This window comes from Amycolatopsis sacchari (genome assembly GCF_900114035.1).
GTDB lineage: Bacteria > Actinomycetota > Actinomycetes > Mycobacteriales > Pseudonocardiaceae > Amycolatopsis_E > Amycolatopsis_E sacchari.
On the sequence record NZ_FORP01000001.1, the window covers coordinates 803,749 to 817,193 of the forward strand.

Annotated in this window: 13 protein-coding genes; 6 read left to right on the forward strand and 7 right to left on the reverse strand. The window is 69.9% G+C overall.

Annotation, left to right across the window (positions count from 1 at the left end):
• Position 1 precedes the first annotated feature (1 nt).
• Both gap and BMZ92_RS03840 read right to left on the reverse strand, forming a co-directional pair.
• A complete protein-coding gene (gene gap / locus BMZ92_RS03835) occupies positions 2 to 1,012 on the reverse strand; it encodes a type I glyceraldehyde-3-phosphate dehydrogenase (protein ID WP_091504222.1) in 1,011 nt (336 codons plus the stop codon).
• A 316-nt stretch (positions 1,013 to 1,328) separates the two neighbouring features.
• Complete coding sequence (locus tag BMZ92_RS03840) at positions 1,329 to 2,990, reverse strand: CocE/NonD family hydrolase (protein ID WP_091504223.1); 1,662 nt, start codon at positions 2,988 to 2,990, stop codon at positions 1,329 to 1,331.
• Positions 2,991 to 3,073: 83 nt separating this feature from the next.
• On the opposite strand from BMZ92_RS03840, the gene BMZ92_RS03845 reads away from it, so the two are divergent.
• The gene (locus BMZ92_RS03845) at positions 3,074 to 3,583 is read left to right on the forward strand and encodes a GbsR/MarR family transcriptional regulator (RefSeq protein ID WP_091504224.1); all 510 of its coding nucleotides are present in this window, start codon (positions 3,074 to 3,076) and stop codon (positions 3,581 to 3,583) included.
• Positions 3,584 to 4,189: 606 nt separating this feature from the next.
• Here BMZ92_RS03845 and BMZ92_RS37230 read toward each other — a convergent pair.
• Together BMZ92_RS37230 and BMZ92_RS03855 are read right to left on the reverse strand one after the other, a co-directional pair.
• Positions 4,190 to 4,492, reverse strand: a complete 303-nt coding sequence (locus BMZ92_RS37230; RefSeq protein ID WP_177228522.1) for a hypothetical protein — start codon at positions 4,490 to 4,492, stop codon at positions 4,190 to 4,192.
• 431 nt (positions 4,493 to 4,923) lie between these two features.
• Positions 4,924 to 5,499, reverse strand: a complete 576-nt coding sequence (locus tag BMZ92_RS03855) for a CGNR zinc finger domain-containing protein (protein ID WP_091504225.1) — start codon at positions 5,497 to 5,499, stop codon at positions 4,924 to 4,926.
• A 51-nt stretch (positions 5,500 to 5,550) separates the two neighbouring features.
• On the opposite strand from BMZ92_RS03855, the gene BMZ92_RS03860 reads away from it, so the two are divergent.
• Complete coding sequence (locus tag BMZ92_RS03860) at positions 5,551 to 6,966, forward strand: MFS transporter (RefSeq protein ID WP_091504226.1); 1,416 nt, start codon at positions 5,551 to 5,553, stop codon at positions 6,964 to 6,966.
• Between the two features lie 25 nt (positions 6,967 to 6,991).
• The gene (locus tag BMZ92_RS03865; RefSeq protein ID WP_091504227.1) at positions 6,992 to 8,113 is read left to right on the forward strand and encodes an epoxide hydrolase family protein; all 1,122 of its coding nucleotides are present in this window, start codon (positions 6,992 to 6,994) and stop codon (positions 8,111 to 8,113) included.
• Positions 8,114 to 8,129: 16 nt separating this feature from the next.
• Here the strand turns inward: BMZ92_RS03865 and BMZ92_RS03870 are convergent, their stop codons facing one another.
• Positions 8,130 to 8,729: a TetR/AcrR family transcriptional regulator gene (locus BMZ92_RS03870; protein ID WP_091504228.1), complete on the reverse strand. Its 600-nt coding sequence runs from the start codon at positions 8,727 to 8,729 to the stop codon at positions 8,130 to 8,132.
• A 45-nt stretch (positions 8,730 to 8,774) separates the two neighbouring features.
• Here BMZ92_RS03870 and BMZ92_RS03875 point away from each other — a divergent pair, with 45 nt between their 5' ends.
• Both BMZ92_RS03875 and BMZ92_RS03880 read left to right on the forward strand, forming a co-directional pair.
• Positions 8,775 to 9,530, forward strand: coding sequence for an SDR family oxidoreductase (locus BMZ92_RS03875; protein ID WP_091504229.1), 756 nt, complete (start codon positions 8,775 to 8,777; stop codon positions 9,528 to 9,530).
• Positions 9,518 to 10,246 carry an SDR family NAD(P)-dependent oxidoreductase gene (locus BMZ92_RS03880; protein ID WP_091504230.1) on the forward strand — a complete coding sequence of 243 codons (729 nt, stop codon included), beginning with the start codon at positions 9,518 to 9,520 and terminating at the stop codon, positions 10,244 to 10,246. Before BMZ92_RS03875 ends, BMZ92_RS03880 begins: the two co-directional genes overlap by 13 nt.
• Positions 10,247 to 10,304: 58 nt before the next feature.
• Here BMZ92_RS03880 and BMZ92_RS37235 read toward each other — a convergent pair whose 3' ends face one another.
• Both BMZ92_RS37235 and BMZ92_RS03890 read right to left on the reverse strand, forming a co-directional pair.
• The gene (locus BMZ92_RS37235; protein WP_177228478.1) at positions 10,305 to 10,475 is read right to left on the reverse strand and encodes a hypothetical protein; all 171 of its coding nucleotides are present in this window, start codon (positions 10,473 to 10,475) and stop codon (positions 10,305 to 10,307) included.
• A gap of 204 nt (positions 10,476 to 10,679) precedes the next feature.
• A complete protein-coding gene (locus BMZ92_RS03890) occupies positions 10,680 to 12,236 on the reverse strand; it encodes a flavin monoamine oxidase family protein (protein ID WP_218153379.1) in 1,557 nt (518 codons plus the stop codon).
• Positions 12,237 to 12,958: 722 nt separating this feature from the next.
• Between BMZ92_RS03890 and BMZ92_RS37240 the strand changes: the two genes are divergently transcribed.
• A complete protein-coding gene (locus BMZ92_RS37240) occupies positions 12,959 to 13,135 on the forward strand; it encodes a hypothetical protein (protein WP_177228523.1) in 177 nt (58 codons plus the stop codon).
• Positions 13,136 to 13,445: the final 310 nt, after the last annotated feature.

Genomic DNA, 13,445 nt, shown 5'->3' on the forward strand with positions numbered 1-13,445 from the left:
GTCAGCCGAGGTAGGCGGCGACCAGCTCGACGAGGTCCAGCGTGCGGTGGGCGTAGCCCCACTCGTTGTCGTACCAGCCGAACACCTTCACCAGGTTCTCGTCCGCCTTCGTCAGGCTCGAGTCGAACACGCACGAAGCCGGATCACCCACGATGTCCCGCGAGACGATCGGCCGGTCCGTGTAGCGCAGCACCGTCTTCAGCCCGCCCGACGCGGCTTCCGCGAACGCCCGGTTCACCTGCCCGGCCGTGGCGGGTTCTTCGAGCTCCACGGTGAGGTCCGTCAGCGAACCGTCCTCGACGGGTACCCGCACCGACACGCCGTCCAGCCGGCCCGCGAGTTCGGGCAGCACCTCGCCGATCGCCCGCGCCGCACCGGTGCTGGTCGGGATCAGGTTGACCGCCGCCGACCGCGCGCGCCGCAGGTCCTTGTGGGGGCCGTCCAGCAGCGACTGGTCGTTGGTGTAGCTGTGGATCGTCGTCATGAAACCGCGCCGCACCCCGAACGCGCGGTGCAGCACCTGCGCCATGGGCGCCACGCAGTTGGTGGTGCACGAGGCGTTGGAGACCACGTCGTGCCGGTGCGGATCGTAGGCGTCCTCGTTGACCCCCATGACGATCGTCGCGTCGACCCCCTTGCCAGGCGCGGACACGATCACCTTCCGCGCCCCCGCCGTCAGGTGCGCGGCGGCCGCTTCGCGGGTGCGGAACCGGCCGGTGGACTCGATCACGACGTCCACGTCGTGCTCGCCCCACGGCAGGCGTGCCGGGTCGGCCTCCTCGGTCACGTGGACCGTCTGCGTCCCGACCACCATGGCCGACTTGCGCACGTGTACGGGCGTGCCGAGGTGACCGTAGGTGGAATCGAACTCCAGCAGGTGCGCCAGCGTCTCCGCCGGCACCAGGTCGTTCACCGCCACCACCTCGATGTCCTCGCGGGGAGCGGCGAGCACGCACCGCAGCACGTCCCGCCCGATCCGGCCGAACCCGTTGATCGCCACTCGCGTCGCCATGTCTCGTCTCCTTCGCCGGGCTTTCGGCCCATGCTTCGTCCGCCGGGCGTGCACGGCCTAGGGACTTCCGGCCTTTGCCGTGAGGCCCGAGGCCGCTTGGCCGACTCCGGTGCGGCTCACGGCGCGAACTGACGCGAGGTCGAGGACGCCCACCGACTCCCGGTCCAACCACTTCCATCAGAGCGGACTTGCCCGCACCAGCAAGCCCGCGGAGCACCACCGCACCCGCATGAGGCCAGCCGGCCGGCGATCACCTCCTGCTCGCTCGCCCGCGGCCCACCAGCACGCCGGCCCCCATCCCGGACCTCCGCGGTGGCTAGACCGGCGCCACCGGAAGCACCACCCGTGAGGCCGACAGGTCGATCGTCCGGTGCGACGGCAGCATTCTCGTCGAGGTGGCCGGGTCCTCGCCGGTACCCAGGTTGCGTTCCCAGCGCGGATGCGACCCGCCCGCGACGATCAGCCGAAGCCGGTTGCCCCGCGCGAACCGGTGCGCGACGGGGTCAAGCTCGACCCGGACCACCTCCGGGGGCGCCGACGGGTCGAGCCGGACGAACCCGTCGCTCATGTTGCGCGAGCGGCCACGAGTATCCACTTCGGACAGACGGACGAACAGGTCCGCGAAGGGGTTGTCGGACCGGTGACCGAGTTCCACCACGGGGCTGCCGAGGACTTCGAGGTGCGCGGTCAACGGCTCCGAGGTGAAGGCCAGCACGTCGGAACGCGAGGCGAGCGCGCTGTCGTCGGTGTAACCAGCGGTGATACCAGGGGAAACCTGCGTGACGAAGGGGCCACCGCAGGTGGGCGTCGGCGTAGCCGGGTCATAGGTGAACCCGCCCACCTCTCCCGGCTCCGCCGGCCGCGTGGCCAGAAGCTCGCCCGAGCGCGGGTACAGGACCTGCTCGACCGTCGGGGGTGGCCAGGCCGGGAGGTCGCGCCACCCCTCGCCCGGGCCGCTGACGAACACCTTGACGGGCGTGACCCGGTGCTGAACCCCCGATCCGGCCAGGTGCTCGTCGAACCAGGCGAGGGCTTCGGGGAGCAGGACACGGGCGCCCTCGGCGCCCCCCTGCGCATGCGTCCACGGGCCCAGGGTGAGCCCGACATCGATGCCCCGTTCGGCCAGCCGCGCGTACCCCGCCAGCGTCTGGCGGAGGAAACCATCCTGCCAGCCACCCTGCAGCAGCACCGGGACGCGCGCACGGTCCAGCGCACCGGTCAGGTCCGCGCGCTTCCACCACGGGTCGTCCAGGTCCCGCCGGCTGACCCACTCGCGATACCAGGGTGCCTGTCCGCCCATCAGCTTCTCGGCCGCGTCCACCAGCGGAAGACCCGCCAAGGCCTTCTTGACACGGCCCCGGGCGGACAGCACCGCGAGCATCCGGGACAGGATCGGCTTCTCCTGCTGGGTCGTGACGAACGACCACTCCAGCACCGTGCTGAGCGTGAACGCTCCATTGGTATAGACCAGCGCGCGGAAGTCGTGTGGCGCGTGCGCGATGACGGCGGTGACCAGCTCCGGCGGAGGATCCTTCAGCAGAGCCCAGGCGGCGAAGCCGACCGAGGAGAAGCCGTGCGCGGCGAAGCGCCCGTCGAACCACGGCTGCTCGCGCATCCAGGCGACGATGTCGGCCGCGTCGTCGGCCTCCCGCATGTGCGGTTCGAAGGTTCCGCCCGACCCGAACGTGCCCCGCCACCGGACCAGCAGGACCCGGTAGCCACGGCGGGCGAACAGCCCGCCGGTCATCGCCATGCCCATCACGTTGTAGCCGTAGGGCGAGTTGACGAGGATCGTTCCGGACACCGGCCCTTCCGGCTCCAGGAGATCCGCGAGCAGGTCGACACCGTCTCTCATTGGGATCCGCACGTCACGGGTCGTGCGGTAGCCGGTCGTCGCGGCGGGCAGCCGGGCGTACTTCGTCCACAGCAGGTCGGCGAGCCGTTGCCCGAGCGTCCGTTCCCTGGCTCGCTGGTTCATCCGTCCTCCGTCCCGCCACCTGACCACAACCTACACCAGATTTCAGAATTTATTGAAAGTTCGTGCGGTAGGGTGGCGGTGAGATGACCGAAGGGGGCGCCGTGCGCGAAGACGAGAGAGACGAGGTCAGCCGGTTCGCCGAACGCTTCGCCGCCACCCTCACCGACACCGGCTTTCCCCGTCTGGCCGCCCGTGTCTTCGCGACGCTGCTGGTCAGCGAGAGCGGGCGGATGACCGCCGCCGAACTCTCCGGACGCCTGCGCGCCAGCACCGGCGGGGTCTCGGGTGCCGTCCGCTACCTGGTCCAGCTCCGCCTCATCCGCACCGAACGGGACCCCGGGACGCGCCGCCACGCCTACGTCGTCGACAGCTCGTGGTACGAGTCCACAGTCACGGCGAACCCGTTCCTCGAAAGGGGCGAGGCCGACCTCCGCGAAGGCATCGCCGTCCTGGGCGAGTCACCAGCAGCCGACCGGCTGACCGAAACACTCGAGCTCATCCAGTTCCTCAAGGAGGAGACCCGCGCCATGATGCGTCGCTGGCACGAACGCAAAGCGGCGCCACGCACACGACGAACCGCGGGCCGGGCCTGACGGCCAAGATCTTCGAGGCGCTCCCGGCCGCACCCCTCGTAGTACTCCAGCAGCCGCCACAGCTCGGTCAGCTAGTAGTTGTGTGCCACGGCCTGCCGAGTAATCCATCGATCGGCCATGGGGCGGCCCGCCTGCTGTGCCGTCCGGGCCAGGTAGCGCCGTCAGATTGGCCGGCAGGGCCGGTGCGCCAGTAGAACGCACACGACGTCGTTTCGATCCCGGACGACCCGACAGTTCCAGGGACCCCCTCGACGGTCACGTCGCAGCAGGAGCTGCCCGTCCGCACCGACCTTCGCCGGTGCGGACAGACCTACTCGATGATCTCGTGGACCAGCGCGAACCAGACTTCCCACCTGATCGAAGCGGCCTCAGGAGCATTCGGCGCCGGGAACATTTACCTTCGTCACGAGCTCGCTGTGCAGCAAATAGGCGTCCAACAGCGCCTGCAACGCCCTACCCCTGACCCCCGAGCTCTGCCCGGGCCGCGGCGCGCGCTCCAGCCCTTGTGGCCAAGCACGTAAGCGAAGCGCTACGCCGCACACGCAGGGCACAGTCACCGTCAAGGAAGCTGCAGGTTGGTCGCATACACCAGGCTGGGGACTTGGGTCAGTTCCCCCTCGGACACTTCCCATAACCCCAACTGTGCGGGTCGAGATTCGTCTCGACTCGCACTGTTCGTTTTCCAGGGTGGTAGACCTCCGCCTTGTCCGCCGGGTCGGGGTTGATCAGCGTCCGGCGGATGTCGCCCAAACCGTGAGCTTGTTCCTCGTCCGTGATGTCGGCGCGCCCGGCGAGAGCCTGGCCACCAATGGCGGCGGTCTTGCCGACGATCGCGTCGAGACGGTCCGTTCGACGAGCCACCACGGTCACCCGTGCGCCGAGAGCGGCCGGCGCCAGCGCGACCTGCACGCCGCGCGCCTGCTGCTGACCCGCCTGGGCCTGTCCCCCGAGGACCTCCTCACGACGCCCGCCGCCCGGCCAACGATGCCCACCTTCCATGAGCACATCCCAATCGTCTCAGCCGCGGTCACCGACGACACCCGCCGCGTCTACGGCGCCTACCGGAACCGCATCGACGCTCACGGGGGACACCGCCCACTCGACGAACCCACCCCATCAGAGTCAAACAGTTGGCCGATCAACGTCGTTCCGCGGCGCGATTCCCGCGGCGGACGGCGAGGCGGTGTAGGCCGAGCGCTGACGCTGCCGGCGAACCGGGTCCGCGTGCCCGTGGCGTTCCAGCACACGGAACATCGCCCGGCGACGAGGGTCAGCCGCCGTGATCAGCGATCGTCTGGACACCCAAACCCGGCGCCTGCCCGACAGGGCCGTGCCGGGACTCAACGCGCGCTTTGCCGGCTCCGGTAGGCCGTGACGCTGGCCCGGTGTGCGCAGGTTCGTGTGCAGTATTGCTTCGACCCGTTGCGCGAGAGGTCCACGAAAGTCGCCCGGCAGGCCGGGCCGGCACAGACGCCGAGGCGGGCCGGACCGAGCGTGGCGATCACGGAGGCCAGTGCGCTGAGTGTGGTCGCGGCCAGGTGCGTCCAGCAGCGGTCGGTGTCGGAGGTGATCTCGATCCGCCAACGGTCGTGATCGTGGCGCAGCGCCGGGGTGGCGCGGCTGCGGCGCAGACCGTCGTTGATCAGGGCCGCGGCTTCGACCGCGTCCGTGTTCGCTCGTTCGAGCACGGCACGCACCGTCTCGCGCAACGCGCGGACCTCCGCCAAATCGGCGCGGGTGAGACGCCACCGCCGGCCGGCTCCGTGGTCCGCGGGCTCGGCTGGGGAATGCTCGTCGAGGAAGTCCCGCAGCTGCTCCACGGTCTCGAGCTCGTCCTCCCCCTTGACCGGCTTCAAGGTGTTCGCAAGATCGACGGCCGCCTGGACCGCCGATGGGTTGTAACACGCGTCAAGCATTTGACGTGTCTCCTCGCCGCCTTATAACGTGACACCCGTTCTAGCTTTTACATGTCACAGCGTACCCCGGAGGAGATGGCGATGCCGCAGGCGATCCCGTCTGGAAGGGTCCTCCGCGACGGATCGGGACACGCCCCGGACGGACGCCGGCTCGGGCTGGCGCTTGGCCTGCTGGTGCTGCCGATGTACGTGGCACTGGGCGCACCGTCGGTGGCGCTGCCGGTCATCGGCCGCGCGCTGGGGGTGCCGTTCGGGGCCACGGCGTGGATTCTCGCCGCGTGGTCGCTGACCTCCGCGCTCGCGATGCCGGTCGCGGGTCGCCTGATGGCCCGGCGGAGCCCCTTCCTGGTACTCGTCGCCGGGGTCGTGGCACTCGCCGCGGGCTCGGCGCTCGCGGCGTTCGGCCCGACACTGGCAGTCGTGATCATCGGCAGGCTGATCGGTGGCGCCGGGGCGGGTACGACCGTGATCGCCGTCTTCGCCGCGGCCACTGCGCTTCCACGGCGGGAACGGATTCGCGCGCTGGGAATCGTCGCAGCCGCCAGCGCCACGGCGTCGGGGTGCGGGACGCTGTTGGGCGGGGCGGTGACGGCCTGGCTGGGGTGGCGTGCCGTGCTCGCGATCCCGGTCCTCGCACTCCCCCTCCTGCTGGCCGCCGTGCCGGGTAGGCGCGCACTGACGCGGAACGGTGGCAGGGAAGGGAACAACTCGGCCGAGCGACTCGACATCGTCGGCGCGGCCGTGCTGTCGGTGCTCGCCGGTTCGCTGATCACGTTGCTGCAGGCCCATTCGGTCGGTCTGTCCACTTCGGTCACGCTCGTCGTGGCTGCCGCCGGGGCGCTCGCCGCCGCGGGACTGTGGTGGCGCGTGCGGCGCACGCCCGGGGGGTTCGTGCCCCGGCGGGTGATCACCGCCCCCGGCTTCCTGCCAGCCGGGCTCATCGGCGGGACGGTCTTCGCCGGCTACTACGGCGTCCTGTTCCTCGCCCCGTCCCTGATCGAGCAGGCCACCGGCGGTGGCGCCCTGGAAGCCGGCGTGCTCCTGGTTCCGGCTGCCGCCTGCTCGGTACCGGCAGGGCGGCTGGCCGGCGCCGCGTCCGCACGGTTCACCGCGTGGCAGGTGTCGGCTGGGCTCGCGGCACTCACCGCCGTCGGCGTGCTCGTGATCGCGATCTTCACCGGGCCGATCCCGGTTGTCGTCGGCGTGGCGCTGACCGTGTGTGGATTCGCCGGCGCCCAAGCCGTGCTGGTGGGTCTCGCACCGGAACTGGTCACCGCGCACGATCGGGACACCGCACAGGGCCTGCTCACCTTCGTGATCAACCTGGGTGGCGGGATCGGCCCGGCCGCGGTCGCGGGTCTGTCCGGCATCGCGCCGGTGCCGGTGGCCCTCGCCATGCTCGCGGCACTTCCCTTGACCGGACTCGTCCTCAGCCTGACCCGGCGCCCCGGTGCCGGCATCCGATAACCCCGTGACCGGAAAGGAGCCCGCCATGGCCCCCGAGCCATTCAAGGTCAGCATCACCGAAACCGACATCGCGGATCTGCGGGAACGGTTGCGGCGGACGCGATGGCCCGAGCCCGAGCCGGTGGACGACTGGTCGCAGGGGGTGCCGCTGGCCTACGCGCAGGAGCTCTGCCGCAGCTGGGCCGAGGACTACGACTTCGGGTTCGCCGAGCGGCTGAACGCCTTCCCGCAGTACCGCGACACGATCGACGGACTGGGCATTCACTTCCTGCACGTCCGATCACCGGAACCGGACGCGTTCCCGCTCGTGCTCACGCACGGATGGCCGGGTTCGGTGCTCGAGTTCCTGGAGATCCTCGGCCCGCTGACCGACCCGCGCGCACACGGCGGCGACCCGGCGGACGCGTTCCACGTGGTCGCGCCGTCGTTGCCCGGATACGGCTGGAGTGACAAGCCGTCGACGACCGGGTGGAACGTCACGCGCATCGCGCGCGCCTGGGACACGTTGATGGTTTCGCTGGGATACGAGCGGTACGGCGCGCAAGGCGGCGACTGGGGTTCGGCGGTGTCCGGCGCGCTGGGCGAGGTGGCGCCCGAGCGCGTCGCCGGCGTGCACCTGAACCTGGGGTCCGTGGCGGCGGGCACCTTCGACGACCCGACACCCGCGGAGCTGGCGAACCTCGAGGCCGAGAAAGAGTTCCAGCGCACCGGCCGGGGGTATTCGGCCATCCAGTCGACCCGGCCGCAGACCCTCGGCTACGGCCTCACCGATTCCCCGGCGGGCCAGGCCACCTGGATCGCCGAGAAGTTCTGGGCCTGGACGGACAACAACGGACACCCCGAGGACGCGTTGTCACGGCAGACCATCCTCGACGAGATCTCGGTCTACTGGTTCACCGCGTCGGCCACCTCATCGGCGCGCCTGTACTGGGAAAGCTTCGCCAACTTCCGGGACACCGTCACCGCGCCATCCGGGCTCTCGGTCTACCCACGCGACATCACCCGCCCGTCGCGGCGGGAGGCCGAGCTGCGGTTCACCGACCTGCGCTGGTTCGAGGAACTGCCGCGAGGCGGTCATTTCGCCGCGTTGGAGCAGCCGGAGTCGCTGGTCGACCAAGTGCGCGGGTTCTTCCGCCTCGTCCGCTAAGGAATCGGCTACCGCGTCACTTTGCGAAGGCGGCGGCTTCCCCGGGGAGTTCGGGGCCGGAATTCGCAGTTCCGGCGAGGAGTACGGCGAGCACCCGGTCTCGTTGTGCGGCACCGGCTTGGAGGTCCAGACAGTTCTGCGTCATCCCCGCCGCGGCGGCGGCGAGGAACGGCACGTCGGTCCACGACAGGTCCGGGCGCACGGCGCCGGCCCGCTGCGCCCGTTCGGTCGTCCGGCGGATGAGATCGCGCAGACGGTCGCGCGCCTTGTCGGCCTCGGGACTTCCGCCCTGCGCGGCCAGCGCGTCCGACAGGCCCTTGTTCTCCACCTGGGACAGCGTGAACGCCCGCAACAGCCGGGCGAAACCCCGGCCTGGATCGGGATCCTCGAGCGCGGCTCGCGCCTTGTCCTCCAGTTCGCCGATGACCTCCAGCAGGATCGTCTCGAGCAGCGCCTGCCGTGACGGGAAGCGCCGGTAGAACGTGCCCGGCCCGACACCGGCCCGCTTGACGATCTCGTTGGTCGACACGTCGAGCCCGACTTCCGCGACCGCCTTTCGCGCCGCCGCGACCAGTGCCGCCTCGCTTCGCCGGGCGTCCGCCCGCAGTCCAGCCATGCCCCCACGCTAGACGGAGAGGGGTTCTCCGTCTAGCGTGGGGGCATGGGAAAACGAGTTTGGCTGGTCACCGGTGCGTCCGGAGGACTGGGCTCGGCGCTGGTGCGCGCGGTCCGCGCGGCCGGGGACGAGGTGTTCGCGATCAGCAGGAAATCCGTGGACATCAGCGACCCTGAGCAAGTCCGGCGGGCTGTCGCCGGGGCCGTCACCGCTGTCGGCCGGATCGACGTCGTGGTGAACAACGCCGGCTATGCGGCGGCGGGCGCCTTCGAGGAGCTGTCCGACTCGGCGCTGCGCGAACAGTTCGAGGTCAACTTCTTCGCGGCCGCCAACGTCCTGCGTGCGACGTTGCCGTACCTGCGGGCCGCTCGCTCGGGTCACATCGTGCAGATCAGCTCGCTGGCCGGTCAGATCGGCGCCCCCGGGATGAGCGCGTACACGGCGAGCAAACACGCGCTCGAAGGGTTGTCGGTGTCGCTCGCCGAGGAGCTGGCTCCGTTCGGCATCCAGGTCAGCATCGTCGAACCGGGCGCCGTCAACACAGGATTTCGGCGGAGCTGGGCCGAACGCGAGCGTCCCGGGACGATCGCCGACTACGACGATCTCGCCGCCCGGCTCGGCCGCATGGGGCGCGATGCTCGGCGGCCGACCGAGCCGGAGGAAGTGGCGGCCGCGATCATCGCGCTGGTCGGCCTGCCGCAACCGCCCTTGCGGCTCACCGTCGGCACCGATGCCACTGCCGGAATCCGCGCCGCCCGGATCCGCCAGCTGGCCGACTTGGAGACCCGATGGATCGCCTGACCGGCAAGACCGCGTTGATCACCGGTGGCAGCGAGGGAATCGGCCTCGCCATCGCCACGGCCTTCGCGCGGGAAGGGGCGAACCTCGTGCTTCTCGCGCGCGACAGCCGCAAGCTCGACGCCGTGACATTGCCGAACACGCGCACCGTCGCCGTCGACCTCAACGACGAGGACGCACTCGTCGCCGCTGCCGGATCCCTGGACGTCGACGTGCTCGTGAACAACGCCGGTGTCTCGCACATGCCGCCGCTGTCCGAGCTCACCAAGCCCCAGTTCGACGCGATGGTGCACCTCAACCTGCGCGTACCGGTGCTGCTGACCCAGTTGCTGCGCGAGCGGCTGAGCGCGATCGTGAACATCTCCAGCTACTGGGCGGACAAAATGGTCGCCGGGCGCCCCTCTTCGGTCTATTCGGCCACCCGCGGCGCGCTCAACTCGCTCACCAAGGCGCTGGCGAACGAACTCGGTCCGCGTGTCCGGGTCAACGCCATCGCACCCGGCTCGATCCGCACGCCGACGTTCGAACGCGCCTACCTCGCGCGAATGACCTCGGACCAGCGCGCGGATTACCTGCACTACGTCCACGACGCGTATCCGGCCCAGCGGATCGGCGAACCCGAGGACGTGGCCGAAGCCGCCGTTTACCTCGCCTCGGACGACGCCCGCTGGGTGACCGGCACAGTGCTGCACGTCGACGGTGGATTGACGATCAGGTAGGACCCACGCGGCGACGCCGTCCGGATTGGACCGGTCCGGACAGTCCTTCGCGCCCGCTTCACGGCGCCGAGCTGATGCCGTGCGAGACGTAGGCGGCCGTGTTCTCCTCGGGCGGCGGGCGCGGCGTGAACCGCGCGCCCGGCGATCCGAGTGACCCCGCGATGCGGTCGACCCGGATGGACGGGTTCGTGCTCACCCACGCCGTCGAACGCGTCGACCTGCCCGCCACACTGGCCGCACACCTATAACCATCACCGTGGCCACACCCCGCTCGCAGGCCCACCCACAGGTCAGTGCAACTAGATCGGCGACCTCGGCCGGATGCGAGGCGACCGCGGCGTGGGACGCGCCCTCGATGCTGACGATCTCGTTCTTGGCTCGCTCGGCCATGAAGTGGTGGGCGGCGGCCGTTACCCGCACTCCTGTTTGGTGATCAACCGCCCGCTTGGACACGAGAATGCAGTGCGGTGACCACTTTCCGCGCCGAGTCGAAGGCGCCGTTCTGCCAGGCGATCCAGTAGGTGAGCCAGTCGCCCGCGAAATAGACGCGGCCCTGTGGCTGGTTCAACAGCTCGTATTCACCGGTCGTGCGCGACGGCCAGCCGACCCAGCCCGCTTCGACGTACGGCGTGCGGTGCCAGGCGACCGAGAACGCGTTCGCCAGCTCGGTCCGGTACCTGTCGCCGTGGATCTTCGCACCCTGCGCGAGCGCGCGCTCGACCCGTTGTCCCGGCGTCAGTGATCCATAGGTCCGCGCGTTGGCGCCGGTGTTGTAGTAGCCGACGATCGTGCCGCGCTTGCCGTGGAAGCCGTACGAGGGGTACCAGACGTGCGTGAGATCGAGGTCGGTCTCGGTGATCCCGCCGTAGATCCGGTCCTCCGCCTCCCACCAGCGGCTCTTGTACTCGAGACCCATCTTGCCGACAGGTGTCAGCGTAGGTGTCTTGAGCGCGGCGGTCACGGCGTCGCCGAGGTTGGTCGGCACGCGCGCCATGATGTGCGGCGGCAGCGCGGCGACGCAGTAGTCCGCACTGATCGTGCGCTCGCCGGTGGCGTCGCGATAGGCGACCTCGACGCCGTTCGCGTGGTTCGTCACGCGGGTGACCTCCGCGCCGAGGCGAACCTTGTGCGTGCCGACCGCGCGGTAGAGCGCCATCGGGATCGCGTCCATCCCGCCGACCGGCTGCATCATCGTGATCGCCTGGTCGTATTCGAACTCGAACGTGAACGTCCGCCCGAGCCGCGCGGCGATCACCTCCGAAAGGGACGGCGGCGGCCCGAGAACCACGCCCGGGGTGTCGCCCGCGCCAGGCTCGACCGAATAGCCGCGACGGCTGCTGCCGGTGTAGGCGAAACCGTCGGCTTTGCCGCCGATGTCGCCGAAGTCCTCGAGGAACGTCAGCAGCTGTTCCTTGTCGTCGGCGGTCAGCTCCTTGTCGAGCGCGCCCTGGTCGATCGCCTTCGACAGCAGTTCGGACACGTAGCCGTAGACGTCGGCCTTCGCGGTGCGGTAGCGGACCGGCGCCTTGCCGTCGTAGTACAGCAACGCGTTGGCGTTCTGGTTGAGGAACGGCTGCACCTCGACGCCCAGCTCCCGGCAGTAGTCGAGGGTGATGTGCGACTGCGGCAGCCGCGCCGGGCCCGCGTTGAGGTACTGGCCTTCGCTGAAGCGCGCGGTCTGCTTGTAGCCGTCGAGATCGGTCTCGGTCGTGCCGCCGCGGACCGTCCAGTTCCGCCCGCCGACCCGGTTCTTCGCTTCGAGGATCGTGCAGTTGTAGCCAGCCTTGCCGAGTTCGTACGCGGTGGCGAGGCCGGCGATCCCCGCGCCGAGGATGACGACCTTCGTGTGCCCGCCACCACGGGCCGGTGCCTGGTAGTCCGCGGCGGCGATCGCAGGCGCGGTGAGTCCCAATGCTTGCATGGACTCGAACATCACCCCCGCACCACCGGCGATCCCGATCGACTTCAGCAAAGCCCGGCGCGTGATCATGTCCTCAGCATGAGGCGCGCCGACGATCAGCCACATGACGCGGAGATGTCGTACGTGTTGGTAGCGGCGGTGGCTTGTTTCCCGCCGGTGTAACAAGAAGCCGGACAGCCGGACCGGTTGCCACGTGAGCCTGACTCGCGATCGCCGGTGCCCGGCGGAGAGCGATAGGCAGGGCTTCCTCCTCGCACCACGCAGCACGGGAACCGCTCCGTGCGTCGGCGGCAGGTACTTCCCCGAGCGCGTGTGGCGATCCAGGAACTGCAGGCCGCCTGCGCCTCAACGTCGATGGCGGCCGGCATGCTCGCCTTGGCGGTAAGAGGTGCGCCGAATCCGGCAAGCTGAGTCTTCGCCCCGACTCCTGGAATCGCCACTGAACATCGATTGCGCAGTGGCGCAGGTGCTCAAGTCTGGCGGGGAACAGCTCCCGCACCGGTACAGTCTCCTTGGCCGATTCCTGCACGTAGCCGCCACGGTGAACCCGAGGGCCCTGCCTTGGTGGTGCGCAGCGCCGAGTCGCCGAAATGGAAGATGTTCGCCTCGCGGCTGGTGCGCACCACGAAAGTCAACAGCTCACCGTCCCCCCGGCGCCCGTCGCGCAAGGTCGCGTGCGACCAGTGCGCTTGACCGGGTTGACCTCCAGCCGACTTGCCCGGACCCGCGCGGGACACTCTGGACTCCGTCCGGCGCGCCCGCCATCACCTCGAACGAGCACGCGACGGGCAGTGGGGCGCATCGACGACGGGGAAACCGACCACCGACCACCGACCACCGACCAGGCTGCCCGCATCGCCTGCCACCTCCGCAAAGTCGGCATCTCCGTCTTCGCGGACGTGCCCGACACCAGCAAGATCGAAGCCGCCGTCCGGTCCATCGTCGCCGTCACTTCGGGCACCCAATGAAGCAGCGTGCGAAGGAGGCGTCACCACCGGCACGGCTACAACTGCCACCTTCCGCAAAGGCCTCCCGCCGAAGTAACATCGTTTCGATTCACAAACCCCCTGTTCAAGAAGTGCTGTCCCCGCGCGAGCGGGGGTGGTCCCCCGCAGTTCGTGCTCGCGGATTCCTCACTGAAGTTGTCCCCGCCCGAGCGGGGGTGGTCCGGTCGCGCTCGCGCAGCGCGCCGAAACACCGGAGTTGTCCCTGCGCGAGCGGGGGTGGTCCGACCGACGAGGGCTTGGGCGACGTCGGAACCCGGTTGTCCCCGGGCGA

What these genes read in the sequence shown, in the direction of transcription:
- gap (WP_091504222.1), bottom strand. Translation starts at nt 1,012, where the DNA reads ATGGCGACGCGAGTGGCGATCAACGGGTTCGGCCGGATCGGGCGGGAC.
- BMZ92_RS03840 (WP_091504223.1), bottom strand. Translation starts at nt 2,990, where the DNA reads ATGAACCAGCGAGCCAGGGAACGGACGCTCGGGCAACGGCTCGCCGAC.
- BMZ92_RS03845 (WP_091504224.1), top strand. Translation starts at nt 3,074, where the DNA reads ATGACCGAAGGGGGCGCCGTGCGCGAAGACGAGAGAGACGAGGTCAGC.
- BMZ92_RS03855 (WP_091504225.1), bottom strand. Translation starts at nt 5,499, where the DNA reads ATGCTTGACGCGTGTTACAACCCATCGGCGGTCCAGGCGGCCGTCGAT.
- BMZ92_RS03860 (WP_091504226.1), top strand. Translation starts at nt 5,551, where the DNA reads ATGTCACAGCGTACCCCGGAGGAGATGGCGATGCCGCAGGCGATCCCG.
- BMZ92_RS03865 (WP_091504227.1), top strand. Translation starts at nt 6,992, where the DNA reads ATGGCCCCCGAGCCATTCAAGGTCAGCATCACCGAAACCGACATCGCG.
- BMZ92_RS03870 (WP_091504228.1), bottom strand. Translation starts at nt 8,729, where the DNA reads ATGGCTGGACTGCGGGCGGACGCCCGGCGAAGCGAGGCGGCACTGGTC.
- BMZ92_RS03875 (WP_091504229.1), top strand. Translation starts at nt 8,775, where the DNA reads ATGGGAAAACGAGTTTGGCTGGTCACCGGTGCGTCCGGAGGACTGGGC.
- BMZ92_RS03880 (WP_091504230.1), top strand. Translation starts at nt 9,518, where the DNA reads ATGGATCGCCTGACCGGCAAGACCGCGTTGATCACCGGTGGCAGCGAG.
- BMZ92_RS03890 (WP_218153379.1), bottom strand. Translation starts at nt 12,236, where the DNA reads ATGATCACGCGCCGGGCTTTGCTGAAGTCGATCGGGATCGCCGGTGGT.